The sequence below is a fragment of the Pantoea sp. X-Soil-TKNS-1207 genome, assembly GCF_059730485.1.
The window spans coordinates 109432-135764 of record NZ_AP035960.1; the positions used below are offsets into that span (position 1 = coordinate 109432).

Annotated in this window: 23 protein-coding genes; 12 read left to right on the forward strand and 11 right to left on the reverse strand. The window is 55.2% G+C overall.

From position 1 onward, the window contains the following. Position 1: 1 nt before the first annotated feature. The 5 genes from AC6I8V_RS23915 to AC6I8V_RS23935 are packed head-to-tail and all read left to right on the forward strand — an operon-like array spanning position 2 to position 5752. Positions 2-949: an ABC transporter permease gene (locus AC6I8V_RS23915; RefSeq protein WP_497846881.1), complete on the forward strand. Its 948-nt coding sequence runs from the start codon at positions 2-4 to the stop codon at positions 947-949. Beyond that, on the forward strand, positions 942-1769 hold the full coding sequence (locus tag AC6I8V_RS23920; protein ID WP_497846882.1) for an ABC transporter permease: 828 nt from the start codon (positions 942-944) through the stop codon (positions 1767-1769). The genes AC6I8V_RS23915 and AC6I8V_RS23920 overlap by 8 nt, the downstream gene beginning before the upstream one ends. Continuing rightward, positions 1769-3409 carry a dipeptide ABC transporter ATP-binding protein gene (locus tag AC6I8V_RS23925; protein WP_497846883.1) on the forward strand — a complete coding sequence of 547 codons (1641 nt, stop codon included), beginning with the start codon at positions 1769-1771 and terminating at the stop codon, positions 3407-3409. Before AC6I8V_RS23920 ends, AC6I8V_RS23925 begins: the two co-directional genes overlap by 1 nt. A gap of 10 nt (positions 3410-3419) precedes the next feature. Then, on the forward strand, positions 3420-4643 hold the full coding sequence (locus AC6I8V_RS23930) for a M20 family metallopeptidase (protein ID WP_497846884.1): 1224 nt from the start codon (positions 3420-3422) through the stop codon (positions 4641-4643). Between the two features lie 2 nt (positions 4644-4645). Beyond that, on the forward strand, positions 4646-5752 hold the full coding sequence (locus tag AC6I8V_RS23935) for a M24 family metallopeptidase (RefSeq protein ID WP_497846885.1): 1107 nt from the start codon (positions 4646-4648) through the stop codon (positions 5750-5752). A 13-nt stretch (positions 5753-5765) separates the two neighbouring features. Here the strand turns inward: AC6I8V_RS23935 and AC6I8V_RS23940 are convergent, their stop codons facing one another. Further along, positions 5766-7085: a hypothetical protein gene (locus AC6I8V_RS23940; RefSeq protein WP_497846886.1), complete on the reverse strand. Its 1320-nt coding sequence runs from the start codon at positions 7083-7085 to the stop codon at positions 5766-5768. A 362-nt stretch (positions 7086-7447) separates the two neighbouring features. Here AC6I8V_RS23940 and AC6I8V_RS23945 point away from each other — a divergent pair, with 362 nt between their 5' ends. Both AC6I8V_RS23945 and AC6I8V_RS23950 read left to right on the forward strand, forming a co-directional pair. Beyond that, entirely contained in the window at positions 7448-7861 is a 414-nt protein-coding gene (locus AC6I8V_RS23945; RefSeq protein WP_497846887.1) for a DoxX family protein, read from the forward strand. Between the two features lie 205 nt (positions 7862-8066). After that, on the forward strand, positions 8067-9509 hold the full coding sequence (locus AC6I8V_RS23950; RefSeq protein WP_497846888.1) for a hypothetical protein: 1443 nt from the start codon (positions 8067-8069) through the stop codon (positions 9507-9509). 16 nt (positions 9510-9525) lie between these two features. On the opposite strand, the gene pckA is transcribed toward AC6I8V_RS23950, so the two are convergent. Then, positions 9526-11145, reverse strand: a complete 1620-nt coding sequence (gene pckA, locus AC6I8V_RS23955) for a phosphoenolpyruvate carboxykinase (ATP) (protein WP_497846889.1) — start codon at positions 11143-11145, stop codon at positions 9526-9528. Positions 11146-11367: 222 nt separating this feature from the next. Between pckA and AC6I8V_RS23960 the strand changes: the two genes are divergently transcribed. The 3 genes from AC6I8V_RS23960 to AC6I8V_RS23970 all read left to right on the forward strand — a co-directional run bounded on the left by AC6I8V_RS23960 (position 11368) and on the right by AC6I8V_RS23970 (position 14096). After that, entirely contained in the window at positions 11368-12261 is an 894-nt protein-coding gene (locus AC6I8V_RS23960) for a LysR substrate-binding domain-containing protein (protein ID WP_497846890.1), read from the forward strand. A 289-nt stretch (positions 12262-12550) separates the two neighbouring features. Continuing rightward, a complete protein-coding gene (locus AC6I8V_RS23965) occupies positions 12551-12763 on the forward strand; it encodes a hypothetical protein (RefSeq protein WP_497846891.1) in 213 nt (70 codons plus the stop codon). A 223-nt stretch (positions 12764-12986) separates the two neighbouring features. Next, entirely contained in the window at positions 12987-14096 is a 1110-nt protein-coding gene (locus AC6I8V_RS23970; protein WP_497846892.1) for an SDR family oxidoreductase, read from the forward strand. A 42-nt stretch (positions 14097-14138) separates the two neighbouring features. On the opposite strand, the gene AC6I8V_RS23975 is transcribed toward AC6I8V_RS23970, so the two are convergent. Then, on the reverse strand, positions 14139-16328 hold the full coding sequence (locus tag AC6I8V_RS23975) for a TonB-dependent siderophore receptor (RefSeq protein ID WP_497846893.1): 2190 nt from the start codon (positions 16326-16328) through the stop codon (positions 14139-14141). A gap of 241 nt (positions 16329-16569) precedes the next feature. Between AC6I8V_RS23975 and AC6I8V_RS23980 the strand changes: the two genes are divergently transcribed. After that, positions 16570-17463 (forward strand): siderophore-interacting protein, encoded by an 894-nt coding sequence (locus AC6I8V_RS23980; RefSeq protein ID WP_497846894.1) that lies wholly within the window; start codon positions 16570-16572, stop codon positions 17461-17463. Positions 17464-17509: 46 nt separating this feature from the next. On the opposite strand, the gene AC6I8V_RS23985 is transcribed toward AC6I8V_RS23980, so the two are convergent. The 5 genes from AC6I8V_RS23985 to AC6I8V_RS24005 all read right to left on the reverse strand — a co-directional run bounded on the left by AC6I8V_RS23985 (position 17510) and on the right by AC6I8V_RS24005 (position 22772). Next, positions 17510-18067, reverse strand: a complete 558-nt coding sequence (locus AC6I8V_RS23985; RefSeq protein ID WP_497846895.1) for an RNA polymerase sigma factor — start codon at positions 18065-18067, stop codon at positions 17510-17512. Further along, positions 18067-18507 carry a hypothetical protein gene (locus AC6I8V_RS23990; protein ID WP_497846896.1) on the reverse strand — a complete coding sequence of 147 codons (441 nt, stop codon included), beginning with the start codon at positions 18505-18507 and terminating at the stop codon, positions 18067-18069. Before AC6I8V_RS23990 ends, AC6I8V_RS23985 begins: the two co-directional genes overlap by 1 nt. 127 nt (positions 18508-18634) lie before the next feature. Beyond that, a complete protein-coding gene (locus AC6I8V_RS23995; RefSeq protein WP_497846897.1) occupies positions 18635-19477 on the reverse strand; it encodes a PRD domain-containing protein in 843 nt (280 codons plus the stop codon). Positions 19478-19503: 26 nt separating this feature from the next. Next, positions 19504-20970, reverse strand: coding sequence for a glycoside hydrolase family 1 protein (locus AC6I8V_RS24000; protein WP_497846898.1), 1467 nt, complete (start codon positions 20968-20970; stop codon positions 19504-19506). Further along, on the reverse strand, positions 20967-22772 hold the full coding sequence (locus tag AC6I8V_RS24005; RefSeq protein WP_497846899.1) for a glucose PTS transporter subunit IIA: 1806 nt from the start codon (positions 22770-22772) through the stop codon (positions 20967-20969). The genes AC6I8V_RS24000 and AC6I8V_RS24005 overlap by 4 nt, the downstream gene beginning before the upstream one ends. 441 nt (positions 22773-23213) lie before the next feature. On the opposite strand from AC6I8V_RS24005, the gene AC6I8V_RS24010 reads away from it, so the two are divergent. Then, positions 23214-23423 carry a CsbD family protein gene (locus tag AC6I8V_RS24010; RefSeq protein WP_497846900.1) on the forward strand — a complete coding sequence of 70 codons (210 nt, stop codon included), beginning with the start codon at positions 23214-23216 and terminating at the stop codon, positions 23421-23423. A 150-nt stretch (positions 23424-23573) separates the two neighbouring features. Here the strand turns inward: AC6I8V_RS24010 and AC6I8V_RS24015 are convergent, their stop codons facing one another. The 3 genes from AC6I8V_RS24015 to AC6I8V_RS24025 form a co-directional block, all read right to left on the reverse strand. Beyond that, positions 23574-23741, reverse strand: a complete 168-nt coding sequence (locus tag AC6I8V_RS24015) for a con-10 family general stress protein (RefSeq protein ID WP_497846901.1) — start codon at positions 23739-23741, stop codon at positions 23574-23576. A 327-nt stretch (positions 23742-24068) separates the two neighbouring features. Beyond that, positions 24069-25286, reverse strand: a complete 1218-nt coding sequence (locus AC6I8V_RS24020) for a cupin domain-containing protein (RefSeq protein ID WP_497846902.1) — start codon at positions 25284-25286, stop codon at positions 24069-24071. A 303-nt stretch (positions 25287-25589) separates the two neighbouring features. Next, positions 25590-26273 (reverse strand): transporter substrate-binding domain-containing protein, encoded by a 684-nt coding sequence (locus tag AC6I8V_RS24025; RefSeq protein ID WP_497846903.1) that lies wholly within the window; start codon positions 26271-26273, stop codon positions 25590-25592. Positions 26274-26333 lie beyond the last annotated feature (60 nt).

Genomic DNA, 26333 nt, shown 5'->3' on the forward strand with positions numbered 1-26333 from the left:
TGTGACCGCAAGTTATCTGCTGAAACGCTTCTTTCTGATGATCTACACCCTGCTGGTGGTGTCGTTGCTGGTGTTTGGCATCACCCAGCTGCTGCCGGCCGATGCCGCCGTCACGCTGCTGGGGCAAAACGCCACGCCAGAAGCGCTGGCGGCGGTGCGCGCGCGCCTCGGGCTTGATGCGCCAGCCTGGCTGCAATACTGGCACTGGCTGACGCTGGCAGTGCAGGGGGATTTTGGCGTCTCGATGCGTAACGGGCTGGCGGTGGGACCGACGCTGCTCACCGCGCTGTCGCGTTCGCTGCTGCTGGCGGTGTGCGCGCTGCTGCTGATGCTGATTATCGCCATCCCGCTGGGGATCTGGGCCGCAGTGCGCCGCGGCAAAACCGCCGATGTGCTGGTCAGCGTGCTGTCGTATATCGGCATCTCATTCCCTGAATTTGTCACCGCCACGCTGATGCTGCTGCTGTTTGCGGATGTCTGGCAGGAGTTGCCCGCCACCGGTTACGTGCCGCTGACGGAGAACGTGATCAGCGGAATTCAGCATCTGATCCTGCCGTCGGTCACGGTGGCGTTAATTCTGGTGGCGCATGTGTCACGTATGGTGCGTTCCGAAATGGTGGACGTGCTGCACACCGATTACATCCGCGCCGCCTGGTTAAAAGGGTTATCGCGCCGCCGCATTCTGTGGCGTCATGCGCTGCGCAACGGTCTGTTGCCGACCATCACCATCGTGGCGCTCGACGTGGGTTATCTGTTGGGCGGCATCGTGGTGGTGGAGGAGATCTTCGCCATTCCGGGCATTGGCCGCGAGCTGATTGTCGCGGTACAGGCGCGTGATCTGCCGACCATTCAGGCCGGGGTGATGATCCTCGCTGCGACCTATTCCGTGGTGAATTTCCTCGCCGATGCCGCCTACGTCATGCTTGATAAACGGATTACCTATGCCTGATATCCTGAAACGTCTGGCCCGCTCGCCACAGGGGGCGGCCGGATTGCTGATTTTGCTGGTGGCTGCACTGATGGTGCTGGGCGGCGCGCACGTTGCGCCGTTCGACCCGGAAGCCATCTCGATCCTCAGCCGCTATAAACCGCCGGGCGCGGAGCACTGGTTTGGCACCGACCAGATGGGGCGCGATATTTTCAGCCGCGTGCTGGTGGGCGCCCGCGCCACCATTTTGCTGTCGCTGCTGGCGACCGCGCTGGCGATGGTCATCGGCGCAGTGCTCGGCACCGCCAGCGCCTATCTCGGCGGCCGGATTGATGAATTCACCATGCGTACCATGGACGCGGTGATGGCGATCCCCAGCCTGCTGTTCGCCCTGCTGATTGTCAGCACCCTGGGGCAGAGCAGCTTCAACGCGGTGCTGGCGATCACCATCGCCTTTGTCCCCGGCATGGTGCGGATCGCGCGCAGCGTGGCGCTGGCCGCGCGCCAGCAGGATTACATCAACGCCGCCATCGCGCGCGGTGAGGCGGGTCACTACATCATCCTGCGCGAGATGCTGCCGAATATCCTTGCCCCCATCATCGTAGAGGCCACCATCCGTGTCGCTTTCGCCATCATGCTGTTCGCCACCCTGAGCTTTCTCGGTCTGGGCGCGCAGCCGCCAGAGCCGGAATGGGGGCTGATGGTCTCCGAGGCGCGTGATTACTTCTTTAATGCGCCGTGGATGATGTTGATCCCCGGCCTGGCCATTGCGCTGGTCGCCATTGGTTTCAACCTGCTGGGCGATGGCCTGCGCGATGTACTCAACCCGAGGAATCACTGATGAATTCGCAGAATAACGCGCCGGTGCTGACGGTGGAGAACTACAGCCTCGATTACGCCTTGCAGGGCGGCGGCACCCTGCCGGTGCTGCGGGATATTACTTTCCAGCTGAAAGCGGGAGAAGTGCTGGGGCTGGTGGGAGAATCAGGCTCCGGTAAAACGACGCTGGGCTGGGCGATTATGCGCTGGCTGGCGCATAACGCGCGCGAACGCAGTGGCGACATAACGTTGCAGGGGCAAAGTCTGCTGCGCCTGCCTGCGCCACAGCTGGCGGCGCTGCGCGGCGCGAAGCTCGGCATGATCTTTCAGGACCCGAGCGCCTCGCTCAATCCGACGCTGACGCTGGGCGAACAGGTCACCGAGGTGTTGCGCCGCCATCGCGGGCTGGGCGCGCGTGAAGCCCAGGCGTTAGGCGAGTCGCTGCTGCGCGATGTCGATCTGAAAAATCCGGCGCAGATGATGAAACGCTATCCGCATCAGGTTTCCGGCGGTGAAAAGCAGCGCATCCTGATCGCCACCGCGTTTGCCTGTCAGCCCGATTGCCTGATCTTCGATGAACCGACCACCGCGCTGGATGTGATCAGTTCGGCGCAGATCCTCGATCTTTACCAGCGGCTGCGTGAAGAAACCGGCGTCGCCTCGTTATATATCTCCCACGACCTGGCGCTGGTGGCGAAAGTGGCGGATCGGGTGTGCGTTCTGGAGCGGGGCCGCATTGTTGAAGCCGCTGACAGCCGCACCCTGTTCCGCGCGCCGCAACATGCCTACACCCGCAAACTGATTGAGGCGGTACCCAATCCGCAGCAGCGTTTGCTGCACGACGCGCCGGGCCAGCAACCTTTGCTCAGCCTCGAAAATCTCACCATTGATTACGGTCGGCAGGGGATGCTGGATCGCCTGCTGAAACGCCCGGCCAATGTGACCCGCGCCGCCAATGCGGTGTCGCTGACGGTCCATCAGGGGGAAATTTTGGGGGTGGTGGGTGAGTCGGGGTCGGGTAAGTCCTCGCTGGCGCGCGCCATCAGCGGGCTGGTGCCGTTTATCGGCACTCTCGACTTCTGTGGCTACAGCATCTTTGGCCGTGCGCAGATGGATAAAGAGTATCGCCGCCGCGTGCAGATGATTTTTCAGCATCCGGATGCATCGCTCAATCCGCGCATGACCGTTGGCGAGATCATCGCCCGGCCGCTGCGGCTGTATGGCCTGCCGCCGGGCGAAACCGAAGCGCAGGCGGTGGCGCGTCTGCTGACGGAAGTGCGTTTACCGGTTGAGTTTGCCGGACGCTATCCGCACGCCTTATCCGGCGGCCAGAAACAGCGCGTGGCCATCGCGCGCGCCTTTGCCTGCCCGCCGGATCTGGTGATCTGCGATGAAATCACCGCCGCGCTCGATGTCTCGGTGCAGGCCACCATTATCGAACTGCTGCTGGAGCTGCGCCGTCGTTACGGCACCGCCTACCTGTTTATTACCCACGATCTCAACCTGATCCGCCAGATTGCGCACCGCGTGGCGGTGATGTATCGCGGCGACGTGGTGGATGTGGTGCCCGGCGATCGCATGATGCAGCAGGCGCAGCATCCCTATACCCGTGCCCTGCTTGAGGCAGTACACGTTCCTGACTCCCCTAAATCCGTGGCATGACGAGAAACTCATGAAACCTGAAGATCTGATTCATCATATTGATCGTGATTTTTGTCTGAATTTTCTGGCAAAAATGGTGCAGCACAAAAGCTATAGCGCCACCGATGGCGAACGTGAACTGGCGCGCTATATGGCGGCGCAGATGACCGAACTGGGGCTGGAGGCTGAGCTGCAACGGGTGCCGGGCGAGCGTTTCAACGCCATTGGCCGTCTGCCCGGCAGCGGTGGCGGCCACAGCCTGCTGTTCAACGGTCATCTGGATACCAACCCGGTAACCGAAGGCTGGACCGTCGATCCCTGGGCGGGAAAAATCGACGATCAGTTTATCTACGGCATCGGCGTTTCCAATATGAAAGCCGGGGATGCGGCCTATTTCTGCGCGCTGAAAACCCTGATTGATGCTGGTGTGAAACTGAAGGGCGATGTGATCCTCACCTATGTGGTCGGCGAGTTGCAGGGCGGCATCGGTTCGCTGGCGGCTATCGAACAGGGGGTGAAGGCGGATTACTTTATTAACGCGGAGCCGACGGATTTGCAGGCGTTAACCATGCACGCCGGATCGCTGATGTTCACCATCGAACTGACCGGCGATACCCGCCATCTTTCCAAACGCGAAGAGGCGGTGGACGCCATCGTCGCAGCGGTGGAGCTGATCCCGCAAATCAATGCCATGACCTTTAGCGGCGCGAAAAGCGACGAGCACCTGAAGGTTAACCGCGGACATATCGGCACCGTTCACGGCGCGCTGGGACGTGAACTGGAGGAGTGGCGCCCGCCGCAGGTGGCTGATTTTGTGCGTCTGAAAGGTTCCGCGCGCTTTGCGCCAGGGCAGACCGTCGCCGGGGTGCTGGCCGATCTTCAGGCGCTGCTGGATCAGCTTTGCGCCCGTCATCCCGGCCTGAAAGCGGAACTGTATGACGATGGCGAGCGTGACAAACCCACCATGCTGCCGTTTGCGGTGTCGCCGGACTCGCCGATTGTCAAAGCGGTCAATAACGGCTGGCAGCGCGTACGCGGTACCACGCAGCCGACCGGCGTTATCACCCCACCGGCGTTTTTTGGCACCGATGCGGCGCATTTTTATCAGCACGCGGGCATGGAAGGCATCGTCTGCGGCCCCGGCGGCAAATACAACACCATGCCGGACGAGCGCGTTGAGATCAGCGATTTCCTCGATATGGTGCGCATTTATCTGCTGGCGATCCTCGAAATTTGCCAGCCGGTTGAGGCGTAGCGATGCGAAATGAAGCGCTGAGCCGTCTGCGTGCGGCGATGCAGCAGGCCGATGTTGAGGTGATGCTGATCGATCATGGGGAACTGCTGGCATGGCTGACCGGCTACACGGTGTCGGAGACGCTCTATCGCGCCTGCCTGGTACCGCTGGCAGGCGACCCCTGGATGGTGCTGCGCCAGCTGGACGAGGTGCCTTGTCGCGCGCAGTCGCCCACGCTGGATATCGTCAGCTATGCCGACTGGGATGATCCCTGGCAAACGGTGGCCGCCAGCCTGCAACAACGCGGTTTTGCCCGCGCCCGTCTCGGCGCCGATTTTTACTCCTATGGCATGACGGTGCACAGCTGGCAGCAGCTGTCGCGTCATTTGCCGGAGGTGCAGTGGCGCGATCTGACCGGCATCAGCGATCGCCTGCGCAGCGTCAAAACCGCGGCGGAACTGGTGACACTACGTCAGGCGGCCGCGATTGCCGATTTTGCCATGCAGCGCATTGGCGAAGCGGCCACGGCAGGCTGGCGGGTACGCGATGTCGCGGCGCTGGCGGCGCGTCATTTTCTTGAGCAGGGGGCGGATACGGGCGAGACCGGGCCGATCGTGATCGCCAGTGGCGACAGCGGTTTTCTGCACGCCAGCGGCCATGAGCAACGGTTGCAACGCGGCGATATTCTCCATGCGGAGCTGATCCCCAAGGTGCAGCATTACAGCGCGCGTCTGATGCGGCCATTTGTGGTGGGCGGGATCAGCGCGGCACAGCAACAGCTGGCGCAGCAGCTGCTGGCGATTCAGGATCGGCAAATCGCCGCCCTGCGGCCTGGGGTGCTGGCGAGCGAGGTGGATGCGGTGGCGCGTGATGCTCTGCTCAGCAGCGGTTTACGCCCGGCCTTTACCAATGTCACCGGCTATGCGCTGGGGCTGTACACGCGCACGCCGCGCCCCAGCGATTTCTCCTGTTCGTTTCATCCTGGCGCGCAGTGGCGGCTGGAGGCCGATATGGTGTTTCATCTTTATCTGTCGGCGCAGGGCATGGCGTTCAGTGAAACGGTGCGGGTAACGGCGGCGGGAGGCGAGCGCCTGACCCGCGCGCCACGGCAGCCGGGCGCGCTGGCGTAGCGGCCGCCGCTGGTTAGATCGGCGTGTCGTCCATCGCAAACTCCTCCTCCAGCGTTCTGGCGAACGCTGCCACATACTGTTCGAGGACGGCCGATGAGGCAAAATCGTTGTTGATCAGGGCGTCGATCTCACTGTCTGACGGCGGCATGGCAAGAGGCTGATATGCAGAGAATTCTTTGCAGGCCCGATACAGCATACTGTGTCGGGCATCGACGCCCACCTGCCACAGGCAATACATCAGTTCGGCCCAGTTTTTGAGGCCCAGCCCGTTGGTGTCTTTCAGAAAATCCAGCACCATTTTGCCGGTGATGAGTTTTTTCGGGATGAAAGCGGGTTGCAGTGCGCGGACTTTTGGCTTGCGCGGACGTCGTATCCTGGGCGTGGCGGCGGTGGATTTACGAGGCTTGCGGATCAGCCTGAGCTGCTGATAAGCGGCTATAAATCTGTCCCATTCCGCTTTAAACAGCGTCAGTCGCTCCTCTGAAACCTGGGTTCTGGCGACGCAGAGCGCGTGGGTGACCTCGTTAAAGTCGGGCTTGATATTCGCCTTCCACAGCGCCTTAACCAGCTCGAATGCGGATACCTCTTTTTCATCCAAACTGAACATCTGATTCTTGCTGAGCTGCGTTCCCAGCCACATCGTCATGGACTGTTCCCCGCGAGCCGCGTTTTTCATGACGCTATCAACCCAATGGGTCATCGCCGCTGGCGGGGTTGCTCTGCTGCTGGTCACGGCGCGATTCACCAGCTTATCACTGCAACCAGGCTGGCCATCGCTAAGTAACAGGTAATACAGCGCCAGCTGTTTGATGGGGAGATGATCGGTATTTTCCAGCAGCGTCATCAGTTTTTGCCAGTTTGATGTGTTGCCCGTTTTAATTGTCGGCCAGCTCTGCGCAAACCACTCCCTCACTGAAGACGGGAAGTCCTGACTAAAACTCCTCAGGGCTTCATACAATTCGCTGGCGGAAAGGGGTAATTGCGCCAGTTTCAGCGTGATTTCGCGTAATTTGGCATTCTCCAGTCCCAGATCTTTTATATCCGGGTCCAGCAAGGTCAGGTACACCCGATTGATCAGGTCTTTCTCCCCATCATGCTTTTCCCAGCAGCTTTTAATTCGCCGCAGATGATCTTCGATAGTCGGCGGTCGCGCGGCTGGGACATTCAGCTGAGGGGCATTGGCTTCGGTTAAAAGCGAACTGAGCAACGGCAGGTCTGGCGTATTGGTGATCAGGTTGATGGTGGAAATCAGTCTGGGGGTTCCGCCTTCATCAGCATATACGTTGACCGTGATCGACGGAGCAGGGGCGGACGAAACGGGTGTTGGCAACATAGACATTCCATTGTGTTATGGGTGGATAAGCACGTCGGGCCGCGAATAGTTGCTGAGGATTATATTCCCGCATCGTAATCAAAAGCGTTGGGCAGCGCGCAGTTTTGCTCTCCCTGCATGTTGTTCGCCAATGCCCGGAGGGTGGTGATGAGTTTTATCATGATGTTCAGAAAACACCCGCCTGATTGTCAACTAAAATGATAAACTCAAATGCAATTATATGAATTGAATGGCATATTGGTTTACAGGTAATCTTTACCCATCGCAGGACGAGCTGGGAATTAACAATCAGCTTAATTAATAAAAACTGTGTATTACCTAAACTAGAAATCGACTCATATTTATTTTTAAGGAAAACTGAAATGCGTTACTTTTCACTCGATAAATATCGTGACAGCGTGATTCTTATTGCCCGCGTGGCGCTGATGGTGCTTTTTATTATTTTCGGCTGGCAGAAACTCACGGCTTTCAGTTATACCGCCGGCTATATGCAGAGCCTGGGGCTGCCGTTACCCTCCGTTGCCGCGGCCATTGCTGTCATTGCTGAGTTTGGTTTTGGTCTGCTGATCGCGTTGGGCTTTTTTACCCGTCCGCTCGCCATTCTGATGGCCGTCTATACCCTGGTGACCTCTTTTATTGGTCACCCGTACTGGCACATGACGGGCATGGATCAATATGCCAACATGATTAACTTCTATAAAAACATCAGCATTATCGGCGGGATGCTGCTGCTGGCGCTGACCGGTCCGGGCCGCTTCTCCCTTGATCGTCGCTAAATCCCCGCGGCACTGAACCCGAATATTGAGCCGCTGTCTTTGTGAGATAGCGGCTATATTTGTCAGGACTTCGACACCTATCGGAATCCTTATGCTAAGCCTCAGAGTCAATGCCTCTTATTCCTCACAGCGAGCAACCCAGTCAGCCAGCGATGCGGCACATCCCCTAACGCCGAACATTATTTATATCCGCCAGAACCGGGAGATGCCTTTATCATCGCCTGAAACCGGCCCGGTCGATCACCGGCTGGAAACGCTGTATGCGTTGATTGCGGCGCACCGGTCTGCGTACGGTTATCAACGGGTTGATGTGGGCCAGCTGGAAACGCTGTTCTCACACGTCGATAAATCCCTGCTGCTCAACACCGGCTGGCCGCAACTGCTGCAAATTATGCGTGGGCAAGGCCTGAACGTATTTTTTCCTGCCGTCGCCGCCGCGCTACCCACCGTGCTGGTGGACGTCTCCTCCGAGGTAAAGGAAACCGTTAAGACGACCTGGAAAGTGATCTGCGCGCAACTGCCTGGCCGCGGACGCGATCAGCGGCTGACGGTGCTGGTCGTGAGATTAGGACAGCTCACTCCGGTGCAGATAAGGTGCGGTTTGCTGGAGGCGGAACCGCCTGAGGATGTGCCAGCGAAAAAACTGGATGGCTTACGAACCCACATTTTTGATGGGTCAGACCATGATGTGAAGGCAAACTGTTTTAAACATTACCAGCCGCTGGTGGCGGGTATGCCGCGCACGGTTGATCAGGTGATTGCGATAAATTGCCTGAGCGGGTTTTATTGCTGGACGGAAATCGAACTGACCCATGCCGTGAAAAAAGCCTACACGCTGGTAAAGAAAGCCAGCGAAGGGCAGGAAGTCACGAAAGAGACGGTACGCCAGGGCCATGTGGCCGCCAATAAGGTTATCGAAGATTGGTTACATCAATGGTTTTATGAAAACATCATCAGCGATGCGCCAGCGGAAATTAAAGCCGACTGGCTAACGGAAAAACTCATCCGGTCAGGTATACCGGCCGCGTTGACGCCGTTAAAATTATGGCTGCTTCTTTATTACGCAAATCACCTGCTGAGTAAGTCGGCGATTAATCATGTTTTCAGGCTGGCGACATTCGCACCCGACGCGCTACGCAGGACGCGCATCCTGAATTGCTGGCATCAGGCGCGGCGGGAAATTGAGGCGGAACGGGAGGTAAAACCGGATCTCTATATCGGCGAGGAGATGCTGGTATTGAAACTGATGCCCCGTCTGAGAAATTACCCTGAATTTGTTACCCGGCCAGCGAATTTACCGGAGTTACAGCACTATCTGAAGGATTTTGGCGCGCATTATTACGCGTTGATGCCTGCTTTAGCGGCAGCGGCGTTCAGCGATGAACAGTTAAGCGATCACAAGGAGTACATCAGGCAGAGATGGGACAGCATCGACCGCAGCCAGCACTTGTCATTAACCAGTGCCCTGACATCATTGCTGAGCCAGTGGGGTGATCTGAACACCATTCCGCCCTCGAAGGTGTTGCGGCTGCTGTTTGAAAACAAGGTGTATGTTTCCTGCCAGATGATCAATGACGCCCGCCAGAAAGTGGCCGCGAAACGTAAGCATACGCCGGAAGATAACCCCGCCAGCAGCGCCAGGCTGTGACGGGGAGAGTTCAGGATCAGTCGACAGACGGTCCCGCCAGCGCAATGCGCGCCCCTTCCGGAGTCTCGGCATACTGGCTGAAGTTGGCGACAAACAGGCGGCCAAGTTTGGCAGCTTCTTCCTGCCATTTATCTTCTGAACCCCAGCCGTTGCGCGGGTCAAGCTTGCTGACATCCACCTCCGGCACCTGATCCGGGATCAGCAGCCCGAACACCGGCAGCGTGGTGTCACCCAGCACAATGGTGTCATCCAGGATAGCGCGGATGATGTTACGGGTGTCGCGCAGCGAAAGGCGTTCGCCCGCACCATTCCAGCCGGTGTTGACCAGCCAGGCTTCGGCCCCTGTCTCCGCCATCTTCTCCGCCAGCACTTCAGCGTATTGTGTCGGATGCAGCATCAGAAACGCCGCGCCATAACAGGCAGAGAAGGTCGGGGTAGGACGCGTGATGCCGCGCTCTGTCCCGGCCAGTTTCGAGGTGAAGCCGGAGAGGAAGTGATACTTCATCTGATCGGTGGTCAGACGCGCCACCGGCGGTAACACGCCGAAACCGTCTGCCGCGAGGAAAATCACCTTCGACGGATTCCCGGCTCGCGAGACCGGTTTAACAATGTTCTCAATATGCGACAGCGGATAGGAAACGCGGGTGTTCTCGGTTTTACGTCCGTCGGCATAATCCACCGAACCATCCGCTTTCACTACCACGTTTTCCAGCAGCGCATCGCGACGGATAGCGCGATAAATTTCAGGCTCGGCGCTTTCGCTCAGATTGATGGTCTTGGCGTAGCAACCCCCTTCAAAGTTAAACACGCCCTGATGATCCCAGCCGTGTTCATCATCACCGATCAGTTCGCGTTGAGGGTCGGTGGAGAGGGTGGTTTTACCGGTGCCGGAGAGACCAAAGAACAGCGCCACATCGCCCGCTGCGCCACGGTTGGCCGAGCAGTGCATTGAGGCAATGCCGCGCAGCGGCAGAAGGTAGTTCATCACGGAGAACAGGCCTTTCTTCATCTCGCCGCCGTACCAGGTTCCGCCGATCAGCTGCATTTTTTCAGAAAGGTTAAAGGCCACGAAATTCTCAGAATTCAGCCCCTGCGCCTGCCAGTTTTTGTTGGTGCATTTTGAGCCATTCATCACGATAAAATCAGGATCAAAGGTGGCCAGTTCTTCTGCCAGCGGCGGGATAAACATGTTTTTCACGAAGTGGGCCTGCCAGGCCACCTCGGTGATAAAACGGACGGCCAGCCGCGAGTCCGGGCTGGCTCCGCACCAGGCATCGATGATGTACAGCTTCTTGCCGGAGAGCTGGTTCGATACCAGCTGGCGCAGTTCAGACCACACCGCCTGAGACAGCGGTTTGTTGTCGTTGCGCCCGGTACCCGCGTCAGACCACCACACGCTGTCTTTTGTCAGTTCATCGCGGACAATATATTTGTCTTTAGGTGAGCGTCCGGTGAATTCACCGGTATCTACTGCCACCGCACCGGATGCGGTCATGATGCCGCGCTCAAAGCCGCTCAGTTCTGATGACGTTTCATCGGCGATGAGCTGGTCATAATCTGGGTTATAAATCACTTCAGGAATATCGGAGATTCCTAAATCTGACAGGGCTTTTTTAATTAACTCTGAGCTGGACATGTGATGTGATACCTGACTGATTGCTGGCTAAATTATTGGCTGCACAACGCGGCGGCCGGTTATTAAATTTGATAGTTAACTGAGGTGTTAAAGAGTTTGCAGACTTCAGTTAAACAACTGTTTGGATACTAGCACCAACGATCAGATGCATGGATTGCATAATTTCTATATGCCATGCTAAATTTGCATAGCATCCCTTCTGCTTTTGTGAGATTCCGCACAGTGGTCAGTAATCTTGAAGTGAAATGGTTTTATGACGTCATTGCCCTGGAAGAGACCAGGAGCTTCACCTTAGCGGCTGAAAAACGGAACATTTCTCAGTCTTCTTTCAGCCGCCGCATTCAGTCGCTGGAATCCGCCGTCGGGTTCGCCATCTTTGATCGCAGCGTGAATCCCTTACAGCTCACCCGGCAGGGAAAAAGTTTTGTCGGCTATGCGCGTAATATGCTGGACGATATGGATTACCAGCTGAATCGAATAAAGGGGCTGGATAATTTCCGCCAGAGTATCAAATTTGATGCCGCTCCCTCGTTGTCCGTGCTGCTGCTGCCCAGCCTGATTGCCGGTTATTCCGACAGCGCGGAGAGGATCCATTATGTTGAATCGATTAACGTGGATGAGGCGGTTTATAATCTGAAAGAGGGGAAAAGTGATTTTATTCTGACTTTTTACAATGAAGAATTAATGAATTATCCCTTTATCCACCACAAGATATTTGACTCCTTTTTGCATCTGGTCACTCCCTGCGATGCCCAGGGGGAACCGCTGTTTAGCCTGAACGGCGGGGTACTGCCGCTAATGAGATATGCCAATGACAGCTATATGGGCCGTCATGTTAATCAGGTGATCGATAAAATGCCTGAGCACACTTTTACGCTCAGCTTCGTATCATCGATGAGCGAATTACTTAAGCGTATGATCGTTAACGGCAATGGGGTGGGCTGGCTGCCGCAATATTCAATCCAGCGCGAGCTGAGAGAAGGAAAACTGGCGATTATGGATGCGTCGGTGTCGTTGCCGGTCGCCGCGTATGTTTACCGTTCCGGCGCCAGGCTAAACCTCGCCGCTGAGCGCTTTTGGCAGCATATTAAATCACAAACGATCAGGCTGGATTAGCTGCCGGGTTAACCCGCTTCGCTTCGTTACGCGCCACCCAATTAAGGCTGGGCCTCGTGGTTTAAGGGTTTGGCCTATTCTGCGAATTAACCCGCTTCGATTCACATATTTTAACCGCGCCCTTTTTGTAGATTGAGGGGAGATTCGGTATCTGGCTCTATTTATCGGACTTTGCTTTTAAGACGATGCTGAATCGCCCGCTGGTGGTAGTTCGGCATCGCTCTTTTCTCCGGCTACCGCATTCAGTGGGTGAAAATTCATCAAAAATCCTTATATACAGGTGCGTTAAATGAAAACAGTTGAATTTGACCCAAAATCTAACCCGGCAGGTGTCGCTAAGGCGATTCATGGCGTTATGCAGGCTGAAGGCTGGAGTATGCATGAAAGCCAGGCCGCTATGCAGGCGAAAAAGGTTAAACATGTGGAAGAGGTAATGGCAGAAAAACTTAAAAAAGTTATTGAAGGTGCGGCGGCGAATGACGTTAGAATTGTTGATGAATAACGAGTGATTAATCCTGCCCCTATATTTAATTAATAAGGGGCAGGTACTAAGAAGCGACGCGTTTTAAAGAAAAAAGTTCCCCCCGTCATTAAGAAAAACCTGCCTGTTCGTCTCTGCCCGATTAAAGAATTATTTATTTAAGTTCCATTTAATCTTACTGGAATAATCTGAGGTCCTGAAATAACCAGAGCCACCTTTTCTAAACCATTTTTAAATGAATCTCATGCAAAATATCTTAATCACTGGCGCAACCGGATTTCTGGGCGGCGCAGTTACGGCTAATCTGTTAAAGAAACGTGAAATAAACGGCCTGCTGCTGCTTGTCAGAGGGGAAACGCCGGAAGATGGCCTGGCAAGAGTCAAAACCAATCTGACGAAGTTCGGGGTTGAGCAATATCTGCTCGACGCCCTGACCACGCAACACATTCTTCCTGGCGATCTGGCTGCCCCGGAAAAATTTATTGATGACCCAAGGCTGAATGACATCACCCATGTGCTGAACTGTGCTGCCGTGGCATCCTTTGGCAACAATCCCTACATCTGGAAAGTTAACGTTGAAGGAACGTTCCGCTTTGCCAGCCGGATGAGCCAGGTGAAAGGCCTCCGGCGTTTTGTTCATGTCGGCACGGCGATGTCCTGCGCGCCGCAGGCCAACAGCCTGGTGACGGAAAGTGAGTTGCTGACGGCACGTCATCAGCACATTGTTGAGTACACCTGGAGCAAAGCCACCATTGAAAGAATGATGACCGAGTCCTTACCCCATCTGCCGCTGGTTATCGCGCGTCCTTCCATCGTGGTGGGACATTCCCGCTTCGGCTGTGAACCGTCGCCCAGCATCTTTTGGGTGTTTCGCATGGCGCTGGTGCTGGGTAAATTTATGTGCGAACTGGATGATCGCATCGATGTGGTGCCGGTGGATTACTGCGCCGATGCGCTCGAATTGCTGCTGACTGCGGATAAAGTCGATAAAGATGTGTTTCATATTTCGGCAGGTATCAATAGCAGCGTGACTTTTGCAGAAATCGACATTGCGATGGCTAAAGCATCGGGTAATTTACCCGTCGCGGATGCGTATCAGAAGGTTAACTATAAAGAGCTGAGCGCATGTAAGAAAAGTTTTGCTTCTTTATTCGGCCCCTGCAACGAACGTATTATGTTACGGGCAATGAACCTTTACGGTCATTTTTCACAACTGAACGTGGTTTTCAGCAATGAAAAATTATTAGGACTGGGGATGCCGCAATCCTCAAAATTCACTGATTATCTGCATCACTGTGTCGCGTCTACACAGAATTTAACTATCGCCGAATTAATGGAAGTCGATTTTAAATAATGAAAAATGCCCGTCAGAGATGACGGGCATTTGCGCGTTTTATCAGAACAGCACCGAATAATTCAGGCCAAAGGTCCGGCCGCGACCTTTATAGGTATATAACGCAGCATCGCCATACGTTGGGCTGTACAGCCCTGGCGCACGCTGTCCCCAGACGGTGGTGTAATCCTTATCCAGCAGGTTTTCCACGCTGAAACTGAGTTTTCCTACCGGCAGATCATAGCTGCCCAGCAGGTCAACCGTGTTGTAACCCTCGATCTTCTTACCATCCGCATCAGAAACGTCGAAGGTCTGGGTGCTTTGTACCCGAAGGCTCCAGTCACCCGGCGTCCAGTTGAGCCAGGCGCTGACTTTTGATGGGCTGGCGCTGTCGATAGTCAGCTTCTCCCAGCGCCCATCCACGCGGGTTTCTGATTTGATCAGGTTCAGGTTTGCGCCGGTGCTCCACGCGCTGTCGGTAAAGAAATAATCAACCTGACCTTCCACGCCATAGATACGTCGTTTGTCGTCTTCAAGGTTGATGGTCATATCGGTTTTATTGATGCTGATGGTTTTGTCGGAGAGCGAATAGTAGGCCGCCACCTGGGTGCGCAGATTATCGCCGGTGTAACGCCAGCCGAGTTCGTACGCATCAACCTTGATGCCCTCCAGCTTCGAGTCGTTGACGTTAACGCTGTTGACCAGGTTGTAGTGACCGTTAGCCAGCTGGTAAGTACCGGAGCCGTAATATTTCGCCAGGTCCGGGATCTCGAAGCCCTGGGAAAAGTTAAACCACAGCTGCTGACGTTCGGTCAGATGTCCCAGGATACCTGCATTGAATAGCAGGTTGTTGTAATCGGTGCTGCCGCCAGGCACCGCATCAGCGGAGGTGGCCCGACCGGTAGCGATCGCCTGTTGCTGCGCGTAGCCAACAAAATCATCCACCTTATTTTTGGTGTACTGATAACGCACCCCACCGCTCAGGGTGATGGCTGCAATGTCGTAGCTGGTTTGCAGGAAGGGCGCGAGGTTGGTGATGCTGTAACCGGGATAGCGGCCGACATTGTAGGCGTTATCCAGCCTCATTCCGCCGCTCTGCGCCGCTGTGGTCAGATCGAAAAACTGCTGATTGGCGTCAAAGGTTTCGTGTTCGGCATCCACGCCATAGGTCAGGGTCAGGGCCTCCAGCGGCGTGCTGTTCAGGGTCAGCTTGCCGCCATAGAAATCGGTTTTCTGCTGTGACGCGCCAATGCTGGTGACCTGGCCGCCGCTTAGGGTCGGGAAGGGGTAGAACGTCAGACTTTCATCACGATAGAAAATCTGGGCTACCAGATCCTGACCGAGGAAATCAGTGTTGGAGTATTGCAGGTTGACCAGATGACGTTCGGTGCCGGGCAGCCGGTCAGAGTCCAGATTGCTGGCGTTGTAAGCGTTGCCTGAGCCGGTGACTGCCGAGAAATTGTTCCCCAGATAGAGGCCGTGTTTGCCATCCGATTCGCTTTTGAAATATTGCGTGGTCAGTTGCAGCTGCTGATGATCGTCGATGTTCAGCGTACCGGTGCCCATCACATCCAGACGGTCGGAATATTGCAGGCCGGTCTGGGTATTATCGATGATCACCTCATCACCCTTGCCATCGTACCAGCCGCCGTAGCGTTGGTAAGCCACCGACAAACGGCCAGCGGCTTTATCGTTACCGCCGCTGACTGCGGCACCGATGTTTTCATCATGATCGTTATGGCTGTTAAAGCCGCTTTTCACCCCGGTTTGTAACTCCACCTGGGTATCCGGCTGGCCTTTTTTGGTCACGATATTGATCAGGCCGCCGGTACTGCCTCCGCCATAGAGTGCGGTGGCGCCGGAAATCACCTCAATGCGTTCAATGTTGAAGGGATCGATAGAGTCCAGCTGGCGGCTGTCGCTGCGCGACGAGTTAAGCCGGACACCATCCACCATCACCATCATGGAACGGCCTCGCATATTCATGCCGTAGTTGGTACGGCCCTGGCTGCTGACGTCCATGCCGGGGATCAGCTGCGCCAGCACTTCTTTTAACTCTTTACCGCCGCGCACCTGCTGTTCTATCTCGGCCTGTTCGATGATCCAGCTGGTTTGCGCCATTTGCGCAACGCTGCGATGGCTGCGGCTGGCGGAGACCACCATCTGGTCTTCCTGGGGATCTTCCGCCCAGGCGGTGGAGGAGAGCATGGCAAGCAGACAAGGTTTTACTACCCAAAGGTAACGCTGTTTCATTGTTATTTTTTCCTGATGAAAAATTCAGAACGGCATAGATTGAGCGATGGGGCGAGGGTCAGTTTTTCAGGGGCCAGAGCAGGGAATGCATAAGAAAATCTCACAGAGAAGGTGATAATGATTATCGTTATGATAAGTATCTCATTTACATTATCAATCATTTTTGTAATATTTTCACATATTCAGGATCAATTAAGCGTCATAGTCTTAACGAAATCCTTACGCTATGCAGGGCGAAATCATGTCATCAGTTCAGAGCTATCGTTTATTTAATGTCGTGCTGGCGCGGAAGACCGTGCTGTCGCCCTCTCTGCTCAGCTGCGTATTTCGCGGTGAAGAAATCAGACAGATGAAACTGGACGCGCCGGATCAGCGCATCAAAATTCTCCTGCCTGCGCCGAACGGCACGCTTCCGTCGCTGGTCGCTGACGATCACTGGTGGGAGCAAATCAAAAGCCTGCCTGAAGAGAAACGGCCACTTCTGCGGACTTACACGCTGCGACGCGTCGATGCCGACGCCGCCGAAATGGAGGTGGAATTTGTCATGCACGGTACCGCAGGGCCAGCGTCGGCCTGGGCGCTGAGCGCGCAAAGCGGCGATGCGCTGCAAATCGTGGCGCCTAACCGGCAGCATCCGGGCGATAGCGGTGGCTATGAATGGAAGCCCGCGACACAGGTGGAGCAGGCGCTGATCATTGCGGATGAAACGGCGTTACCGGCGGTGAAAGGCATTCTGGCCGCTCTGGCCATGCGCACCAGCCCGCCTCAGTTGCAGGTTTTTCTCGAGGTGCCGCAGCAGGGCGACTGCATCGATCTGGATCACTATCGCTTCGCCAAAATCTATTGGCTGCCGCGTGACAGGGTTGGCGCGGGTTATGGTGAGGCGCTGTTGCAGGCGGTGAGACAGCACGTCCGGCTGCCGGATTATGCGCTTACCGCCTGTCAGCAGGTGCAGGAAGAAGCCGATGGCGAACTGCTATGGGATGAAGCCAGCGGCAGGGATAATCGCTTTTATGGTTGGGTCGCCGCAGAATCAACGGCGGTCAAACATCTGCGGCGTTTTCTGGTCGGTGAGCGCAACCTGTCGCGTGACGTCATCAGTTTTATGGCCTACTGGTGTCACGGACGTTGCTGACAGCAACCTGATTTAAAACTGATTTCAGATCATCAAAAGCCTGATGTTAGCCGGTAAGCTCATCGTAGAGGTTGCGCAGCCGGCTGCGCAGATAGAGCACCGCTTTATGTTTGCGGGATAGCAGGGTTTGCACGCTAACCCCGCTTTCTTCTGCCAGTTCTTTATAGCTGTAGCCTTGCAGCTCGGTTTTATCGAATACCTCGCGTTGTGCGGGCGGCAGCTCGGCGAGAGCGGCGTCCAGCTCCTCCCAGATCATCGCTTTCAGGTACTCGTCCTCCGGCGTCTGCGGCTGGCCAAACAACGTTTCCGCCAGCTCATCTTCCGGGTTTGGCTCCTCATCGTCGCTGGTGAACCAGCCTGACAGGGGCAGTTCGCGGCTTTTACGCGACTGGTCGATCATTTCATTGCGCGCCGCGCGGAACAGCCAGGCGACCACATTCTCCACCGGTTGTTCTACCGTCATCAGCCGATAGGTGACTTCCTGCAGGATATCCTCTGCATCATCACGCACGGGTACGCGGCGGCTGATAAAGGATCGCAGCCGTGATCGACAGGCGTTGATGGCGGATATCAGCAGAGAATCTCCTGCCGCTGTGGATTTCATCAGCGTGACTCAGCGTCCGGGGTTTCAGGCGTGCTGTTCTGCGTGTCGCCCGGCTGACCCCGGCGTCCGCGGCGACCACCGCAGTGCCCGCGAAAATCGCGGCGACCAAAACGTTCACGGCGCTGCTGAATAAACTCTTCCCGCTGTTCCGGGGTCATCTGCATCCAGCGTTCGTGCATACGACGACGCCCGCGCGCCAGGCCAAACATGCCGGAGCGGAAACCCAGCCCGCCAAACAAAATACGGCACAGAACCAGCAGCCCCAGCGCCTGCCAGAAGCCGATGCTTTTTACGCCAGCGATCGCCGGGAGCAACGCATTCCACAGCGACATGACCAGCAGGCCAAGTAATACAAACACCCCCACACCCAATATTATCGGTTTCGCCATCCGGTGACGGCCAAACCGGTTTCCACGATCATGCATAGCAAAATTTCTCATTGTCTTACCTCTTATCACATTAGCGGATTACCGCGGTTGATGAGGTAGACGAACCAGCGTCGGAAATATTGCTAAAAATTTGAGATTTTTTTCAGAGTGCCATGAGCAGGTCATGCAAGTGATTGTATCAGCTGGATTTTAACCGGCTGATATGAATGCTCAGCCAGGTCAGTTCTTCTTTCGGCAACAGCAGTTGATACTTCTCAAAAATAAAATCACGGATTGACCAGGCCACCGCCATCGCTGCCGGATGGAACTTAAGCAGCTCCTGGTAAAAATCGTCCCCGGTCTCCTCGCTGATTTTTCCGGCCAGGATGCGTTCGGCAAAATAGCGCAGGTGGGTAATAAAGCGATTGAAGTTTATCGACTGCATATCGATATCGATCCGCAGCCGGTAGCGCGTAATATCGACAATCCGATTCACCAGCTGCACGCATTGATGCGCGTGATTTTGATCGCCGTTTTCATTGGCCACGCCTGACGCGTTAATCAGATGAAAGGCAATATGCACCGCCTCATCATCACCGAGATCGACGCTAAAGCGCTGTTCAGCCATGGCTTTGGCCTGCTGTCCCAGCGCGTACTCCTGTTGATAGTAACGCTGGACTTCCCAGCTGAGCTTGTTGGCGATGGTCTGCCCGTTACGCGCGCGATCGACCGCAAACCACAGATGTTCCGCCAGGGTAAAGAACAGCATGGTATGCAGCGTTTTTTCATACTGCGTCTGCGCCAGCGCGATAATGTCGTGGGTGAGGTCAAAATAAGCGACAGGTATGGTGTTGGTAAGGGAAAAATAATGGGGCGATTTCAGATGATCGACAGGGATAAATATCTGCTCAACGCCCGAGGCGGTGACGTCTGACCCGGGTTTGGCGCCAAAGCCGATCCCTTTGCCAAACAAAATCATCTCCTGCTGGTCATTTTCGACCAGCAACATGCTGTTATTAAGCGACTTCTTCACCTTTAACAAAACCGTACCTGCCACATTGGTTGCGATCAGCTCAAATCGTTGCCATTGCTGGCAATCACTTTTTGGTACCACCAGAACGAGTCTTTTCGCAGTCGTGACAACGTTCCATTGCCTTCGTCATCCTGATCGACATAGATGAATCCGTAGCGCTTCGACATCTGCGATGTCCCGGCGCTGATGATATCGATGGTGCCCCAGCTGGTGTAACCCAGCAGGTCGACGCCTTCCTGCACCGCCGCGCGCATCTGTTCAAAATGGGCGCGGAAGTAATCAATACGGTAGCTATCGTGGATCTTGCCGTCGACCACTTCGTCTTTGCTGCCCAACCCGTTTTCAACGATAAACAGCGGCTTACGATAGCGATCGTATAATTCCAGCAGGGAGATTTTAAGACCAACCGGGTCAATCTGCCATCCCCAGTCTGAAGAGGGCAGATAAGGATTTTTTACCCCCAGCACCGTATTCCCCGGCGTGCGTTCTGCATCGGGCTGGGTGGATTCGGTCAGCGACATGTAATAACTGAAGGAGACAAAATCGACGGTGTGCTGACGCAGAATGTCCGCATCGCCCGGCAACATCTCCGGTGCAACCTGGCGTGACTGCAAATCGCGCCAGATCAGCGCGGGATAGCTGCCGAAAACCTGCACATCCGCGTAGAAGTAGTTTTCCAGATTCTTTTTCAGCGTCGCTTCGACATCGTCCGGGTGGCAGGTGCGTGGATAGGTGGTGAGCCTGGTCAGCATACATCCCACCTGGCTGCCGGGGATTTTGTTGTGGCAATCGCGGGTCACTTGTGCGGAGGCGACAAACTGATGATGCAGCGCCTGGTAGATATCTTTCTGCACCTGTCCGGGGGCGCACTTCTCTTCGCGGATACCGGCAGTGGTAAAAGGATGGCGATGGATGCTGTCGATTTCATTGAATGTCAGCCAGTAGCGCACCAGCGTTTTGTAGCGATCAAAGCAGACGTTGCTGAAGCGCACAAAAGCCGCCAACACGTTGCGGTGAACCCAGCCGTTGTAGCGTTCGCTCAGTTTTAGCGGCATCTCGTAATGTGACAGTGTCACCAGGGGTTCGATGTTTAACCGGCGCATTTCACTGAACAGATCATGATAAAAAGCCAGCCCGGCCTCGTTCGGCACGCTGTCTTCGCCATCGGGGAAGATGCGCGACCAGGCGATGGATACGCGCAGCACCCGGATGCCCATCTCTGCAAACAGCGCTAAATCTTCTTTGTAGCGATGATAAAAATCGATGCCCCGGCGTTTGGGATAGCGCGCACTGTTGGCGCCCTGCAACGCATCGGCGATGTTTTCATCGCTCATCGCCATATGCGCGCTGTAATCCTTCAGGTCCAGATTGGGCTTCCAGCTGACCGCATCGGCCACAGACGGGCCTTTGCCGTCCACATTCCAGGCTCCCTCAGCCTGATTGGCCGCAATGGCGGCACCCCAGAGAAAATTATCCGGGAAGGGGGATTTGCTCTCCGTCATACAGACTCCTTTAGCGTCATAATGGGGGAAGGTGTGGTAAATGGAACGGGTGAATTGATGGGAGTCAGGGCAAAGCGCTCGCTGTTGGTGATGACCATCACCACCACCGGATCGAAGCCCGCAGCGGTGATGGCGGCGAGGTCAAACTCCACCAGCACGTCACCGGCTTTAACCGTTTGATTTTCTTTCACCAGCGGGGTGAAACCTTTGCCGTTCAGCCTGATGGTATCGATGCCAATATGCAGGATGACTTCCGCCCCCTGAGTGGTCAGCAGGCTGACCGCATGGCCGCTGGCAAACAGGGTGCTGATTACGCCGTCAGCGGGGGCAAACAGCTGACCTTTCTCCGGGATCACCGCCAGCCCAGCACCCATAATGCCCAGTGAAAACACCTCATCGTTGACGTCCTGTAGCGCAATCATCTGGCCCAGTGCCGGGCTGACAAACTGCGCCTCCGCCACCGGCTTTTTTTCCTGCCAGAACAGCAGCGTGGCGACATAGGCGATGATAAAAGCCAGCGCGGCACCCAGCAGCGCATAGAGGATGTTCCAGGGATTATCGGGCGCGATAAACATCGAGATGCTGGCCAGACCCGGTCCCACCAGTGCAAATGCCTGCACGCCCATCCAGCCGATAAAGCCTCCGCCAATCACGCTGGCGGCGATCACGCTGTAAAGCGCGGTTTTGTTTAACAACGTGACGCCATACAGCGCCGGTTCGGTGATCCCGCACAGCGCGGAGATCCCCGCCGACAGCGCCGTCGAGCGCAGCGTTTTATCTCTGCTTTTGGTCGCCACCGCCAGACAAGAGCCAGCCTGCGCGATGTTGTGCGCCAGCGAGGCCGGGAGATAGAGCAGCTCACGCGAGAACTGGCCCATAGAGGCGACGGTATACGGGATCATCGCCTTGTGCATCCCGGCGGCGATCATAAAAGGTAATACGCCCGCCAGTAAGCCGGAGGCGACGAAGCCGAGTTTGCTGTACAGCCACAGGATGACGGTGGCAATCGCCGATCCCAGTTCATAGCCCAGCGGACCCAGCACCAGCAGCGTCAGCGGAACGGTCACCAGCAGTGACAGCATCGGTGAGAGGAAAATGCGCACCGCTGAGGGGGAATAGCGATTGAACAGACGCTCGGCCTGGGCGTAAAGCAGCACGCACAGAATGGCGGGGAACACCTGCGAAGCGTAGGCGACATTCTTCAGGTCGAGATGCATAAAGGTGATGCCATCCGATAACCCTTTGGTCATCGCCGGCAACACCATCACCGCGACCGCCGAAACGGCCACCAGCACATTGACTTTGAGTTTGGTCGCCGTGGTGATCGCGACGAGGATCGGCAGAAAATAGAGCGGAGCGGAACCGATATTGTCCAGCACCCGCCAGGTGTCGCTGGCGCGGTTTAACCAGCCGAGTAAGTCCAGCAGGATCAACAGCGATTTTAAGACGCCACCGCCAGCAATGGCAGGCACCAGGGGCTGGAAAACGCTGATCACGAAGTCCACCAGCACTGCCCATTTGCTGGCGTGACCCGCAGCTGGGGCAGTGACGGCATCGGTTCCTGCCACCAGGCTGTGCAGCGCCTGATACACCCCGATGACATCTTTGCCGATGATCACCTGGCATTGCACATTGATGCGCACACCGAGAACCTCAGGCATGGCTTCCAGCGCTGCCTTGTCAACCCGCGTGTTGTCACGCAGCGTCAGGCGCAATCGGGTAGAGCAATGCTCCACATGGTCAATGTTTCCCGCTCCGCCAACGAGGGAAACGATCTTTGCCGCCGTCTGGTGAAAATCCATGGTCAGCCCTCTTTTTTTCCAAAAAAAAAGACCTGAAGCGCTCTTCTGAAAGAAGGTCGCTTCAGGTCTTGCCTGGTTGATCCAGTAACACGCCTGTGGACATTTCTAGCGTTGATGGCGATGGGAAGTCAAAACAAAACGTATGGCCTGATGACAGGATGTGATTTGGATTGCAAAACCGGGTTGCGATCGGCGGCATATCGCAGTTCACGGCTGCGGAATGCGCAAAAAGCGGCGCGGGAATATCAACGCCAGCATTGGCAAAAGAAATAGATTGAAATAACGACACTTATATTTTAATGGCTGCCAAATTAAGTCCCGTGTCACAGAATGATGACGTCAGCCGCTTTTCTCTGGCACAAAACACCCTCCGGCCTAAAATTATAAGGTCAGACATGGAGTTTGTTTTTTATTTTTCCCTCTCATTAAAGGAGCTTAGCTATGAATGAAGATCGAATCAGTGGGAACTGGAAGCAGTTTAAAGGAAAAGTAAAGGAAAAGTGGGGGCAGCTGACTAATGATGACCTTGATGTTGTTGAAGGTAAACGTGAGCAGTTAATTGGCCGCATTCAGGAACGGTATGGATACAAAAAAGATCAGGCTGAAAAGGAAATAAAAGAATGGGAAGACAGCAATAAATATCGCTGGTGACGAGCGGGGCAGTGGCGTAAGCAGCTGCCCTCACTTTATTGCTATGGGCATGATGCCATGATTGATCGGGGATGTAATTTTCAGGAGCTGTCCCTGCTCCCGTTTTCATCAATGAGCCGGTGGCTTCATCCCTGCACCGGCGGGCCTGGATCAGGAGCCGCGATGGCTACTCTGACCGCCTTTTTTCCCTGCATCTGAGGCTTTTTGACGATCGTCTTTGAAATTACCGCCGCTGTGCTGACCGCCTTTTTTACCTGCATCAGATGCTTTGTTTTTATCATCCGCGAAATTATCTGAACCGCTTCTATGCTGAGTCATAATACTTCCTCTTATGAGTAGTAAAAAACATGACATTAAAATTTGTCATGTGCGTACTGCATAGATAAGCCTAATTGATAAATGCATCTTTGCAAGGCGGGGTGACTATTTAAATGCCGTTTGCTTCTCTAATTTATTGAGTGAAAAGCTATATTTTCTTTATGTGGTTTTTAACTATCTTTTTAAATTTTTCATCCCTTTTTAATTATTTATCCGGAGGATTTTTTATTGTTTCTGAAAGCTATTGTATATAACGGATTTTATGACGAAACGGTAAGAATGTTCTCAGGTTTGTAAAAAAATGGCCGGATCACCGGCCAGCGGGAATTATTTGATAACCGGATTTTTTTGCAGGGAAAGGGCATTAAAAAATGCATCATCGAGCTGCAAATGTTGTTTCACCAGCTCACGAGGCGTACTGGCCAGCCACTGATTAAGTGAGATATCAGCGTAATAATCGCTTTTAAACAGTTCAAGGAAACGCAGCGGTTTATCCCCGGTGTTTTCAATGTAATGTCCCATCGCGAATGGGACATACCCCACATCCCCGGCGCGATAATCAAAGGTTCGCGCCTGGCCTGACGACGCAAAAACCCCCATCCGGCCTTCGCCCTCCAGGTAGTATTGCCATTCATCATTATTGGGATGCCAGTGCAGTTCGCGTAAGCCCCCTGGTTCGATTTCCACCAGCGCGGCGGCAATGGTTTTTGATGCGGGGAAGTTCGATGAATCGGTAATGCGCACCGTGCCGCCCGGCGCTTTGATCGGGTCCTGCGCCAACATGCGGTGAGTAAACACCGTTTTCGATTTTGCCGCGCCTGCGGTGGCCGCAGAAGCCAGACTGCCCGGCACGGTACCGGCAAAGATGTATTCATCGGCAGGTGAGGGCAGGTGGGAAAATGTCGAGACCGGCAGGTTAAAATTCTTTGCCAGGATCTCCGGAGGGATATGTTTAAACCAGTCGGATAACAGAAAGGTACTGTCTTCATCAAAACTGCCGTCGTCAAAGGCCAGTAAAAATTCGCAACCATCCGGCCCCAGCCCCTGAATCGAATGCGGGATGCCGGGCGGGAAATACCACAAATCACCGACGCCGATATCATCGACAAACCAGCCGCTGTGCACATCGAAGGCCGTCACGCGCGCCTTACCATAGGTCATATAGGCCCACTCAGCCTCCTTATGCCAGTGCAGTTCCCTGATGCCGCCTGCATTCAGACGCATATCAACGCCCGCGATGGTGGTGGAAATACCCAGCTCACGTTGGGTGACCTGCCGGGTCCAGCCGCCGCTACCCTTGCGCACATGGGCATCGCTGAAAGAAAAACGCAGGTTAGGCAGCGTGCCGCTATCGGTCGCCGGAGGATTAACAATGTCGGGGTTTTCCGCTTCGCGGGTCGGATCGTGCGGTCCGGGATCTCTGCCTCCGCCTGAACTGGCCGGGTGGGTTTGAATGTTGTCATGGGCATGAACCTGACCCGCCGCCAGCGCCACGGTGCCACCGGCAGCGAATGCCATAAAGCTTCTTCTGGATAATTTGTTCATAAAAGATATTCCTTAATCCCTATATGATTCTGGCAGGGCATCGCCAGCAGAATATCTATAAACGCCTTTTAAAATTCCTTTTCCGGCAGATGTAAAAAATCGTTGCGTGTAAATAATTCTCATTATCTTACAAGGCATTATTGCCTTATCGGTCGGATGTGCTGACTGTGACGGAGTCGCGAAAAAAGCGACTAAAAGCAGCACAAAAAAACCATGCTTACGCTGAGCAATTAATTAGCTTTGTTAATTAATTGTAACAATTGTGGGTGGGTTGTTAGTGAGGATGCCGTGGGGTTATCGGCGTCATGTCGGCATATGTTCGCGGATAAGGGCATCTATCTCTCCGCTCAGCTTTAACTGGCTTACCAGCGCGGCCACACGCGGGTAATAACGCTCATCCGCTGCTGCCACGCACACCGCCTGATTGATTTGGGTGAAGTTATCCGCTAACACCCGATAACCTGGCGTGCGGGATGCGGCGTTTTCCAGCGGTTGACGAATGCCCGCCACCATATCGCCTTCACCGGCTAAAAATGCCTCGATCGCGGCCTGAGAGGAGCTTAAGCGATGGAGACGGGCGTGGGCGGTGTTGCGTGTCAGCCAGAGATCGTAGGCGGCACCGCTGCCGACATTGATCACCACGCCCGGCGCATCGGCCTGCGCCACCGAGGTAAACCCGGCGTCGGCATGAACCATCATGGTGCCCTGAATGGTGATATAGCTTTCCGTAAAGCGCAGCGTATTTTCCCGCAGCGGGTCCTGCGCCAGAAAGGCGATATCCCAGACGCCGCTCCCGGCGGCGCTGACTACGCTGCCTGCGGTGGGATAGGTGATAAATTGCGCCGTCGCCCCCAGTTCCGCCGCGATGCGGCGCGCTAACGCCACTGAAATGCCGCCGGGTTCTCCCGACGGGCTGGTGCCGGCAAGCACCGGATTGCCGAGGTTGATGGCAAAACGTACGGTGGTGGGGTGATGCGTCTCTGACATGGCCTGCTCCTGGGAAATCAACCGTGATCGTCAGCTACTATCTTAGATCAATGGCGTTGA

Excerpts from the sequence above, each read along its gene's own strand:
- AC6I8V_RS23920 (WP_497846882.1), top strand. The coding sequence starts at position 942 with ATGCCTGATATCCTGAAACGTCTGGCCCGCTCGCCACAGGGGGCGGCC.
- AC6I8V_RS23925 (WP_497846883.1), top strand. The coding sequence starts at position 1,769 with ATGAATTCGCAGAATAACGCGCCGGTGCTGACGGTGGAGAACTACAGC.
- AC6I8V_RS23930 (WP_497846884.1), top strand. The coding sequence starts at position 3,420 with ATGAAACCTGAAGATCTGATTCATCATATTGATCGTGATTTTTGTCTG.
- AC6I8V_RS23935 (WP_497846885.1), top strand. The coding sequence starts at position 4,646 with ATGCGAAATGAAGCGCTGAGCCGTCTGCGTGCGGCGATGCAGCAGGCC.
- AC6I8V_RS23940 (WP_497846886.1), bottom strand. The coding sequence starts at position 7,085 with ATGTTGCCAACACCCGTTTCGTCCGCCCCTGCTCCGTCGATCACGGTC.
- AC6I8V_RS23945 (WP_497846887.1), top strand. The coding sequence starts at position 7,448 with ATGCGTTACTTTTCACTCGATAAATATCGTGACAGCGTGATTCTTATT.
- AC6I8V_RS23950 (WP_497846888.1), top strand. The coding sequence starts at position 8,067 with ATGCCTTTATCATCGCCTGAAACCGGCCCGGTCGATCACCGGCTGGAA.
- pckA (WP_497846889.1), bottom strand. The coding sequence starts at position 11,145 with ATGTCCAGCTCAGAGTTAATTAAAAAAGCCCTGTCAGATTTAGGAATC.
- AC6I8V_RS23965 (WP_497846891.1), top strand. The coding sequence starts at position 12,551 with ATGAAAACAGTTGAATTTGACCCAAAATCTAACCCGGCAGGTGTCGCT.
- AC6I8V_RS23970 (WP_497846892.1), top strand. The coding sequence starts at position 12,987 with ATGCAAAATATCTTAATCACTGGCGCAACCGGATTTCTGGGCGGCGCA.
- AC6I8V_RS23975 (WP_497846893.1), bottom strand. The coding sequence starts at position 16,328 with ATGAAACAGCGTTACCTTTGGGTAGTAAAACCTTGTCTGCTTGCCATG.
- AC6I8V_RS23980 (WP_497846894.1), top strand. The coding sequence starts at position 16,570 with ATGTCATCAGTTCAGAGCTATCGTTTATTTAATGTCGTGCTGGCGCGG.
- AC6I8V_RS23985 (WP_497846895.1), bottom strand. The coding sequence starts at position 18,067 with ATGAAATCCACAGCGGCAGGAGATTCTCTGCTGATATCCGCCATCAAC.
- AC6I8V_RS23990 (WP_497846896.1), bottom strand. The coding sequence starts at position 18,507 with ATGAGAAATTTTGCTATGCATGATCGTGGAAACCGGTTTGGCCGTCAC.
- AC6I8V_RS24000 (WP_497846898.1), bottom strand. The coding sequence starts at position 20,970 with ATGACGGAGAGCAAATCCCCCTTCCCGGATAATTTTCTCTGGGGTGCC.
- AC6I8V_RS24005 (WP_497846899.1), bottom strand. The coding sequence starts at position 22,772 with ATGGATTTTCACCAGACGGCGGCAAAGATCGTTTCCCTCGTTGGCGGA.
- AC6I8V_RS24010 (WP_497846900.1), top strand. The coding sequence starts at position 23,214 with ATGAATGAAGATCGAATCAGTGGGAACTGGAAGCAGTTTAAAGGAAAA.
- AC6I8V_RS24015 (WP_497846901.1), bottom strand. The coding sequence starts at position 23,741 with ATGACTCAGCATAGAAGCGGTTCAGATAATTTCGCGGATGATAAAAAC.
- AC6I8V_RS24020 (WP_497846902.1), bottom strand. The coding sequence starts at position 25,286 with ATGAACAAATTATCCAGAAGAAGCTTTATGGCATTCGCTGCCGGTGGC.
- AC6I8V_RS24025 (WP_497846903.1), bottom strand. The coding sequence starts at position 26,273 with ATGTCAGAGACGCATCACCCCACCACCGTACGTTTTGCCATCAACCTC.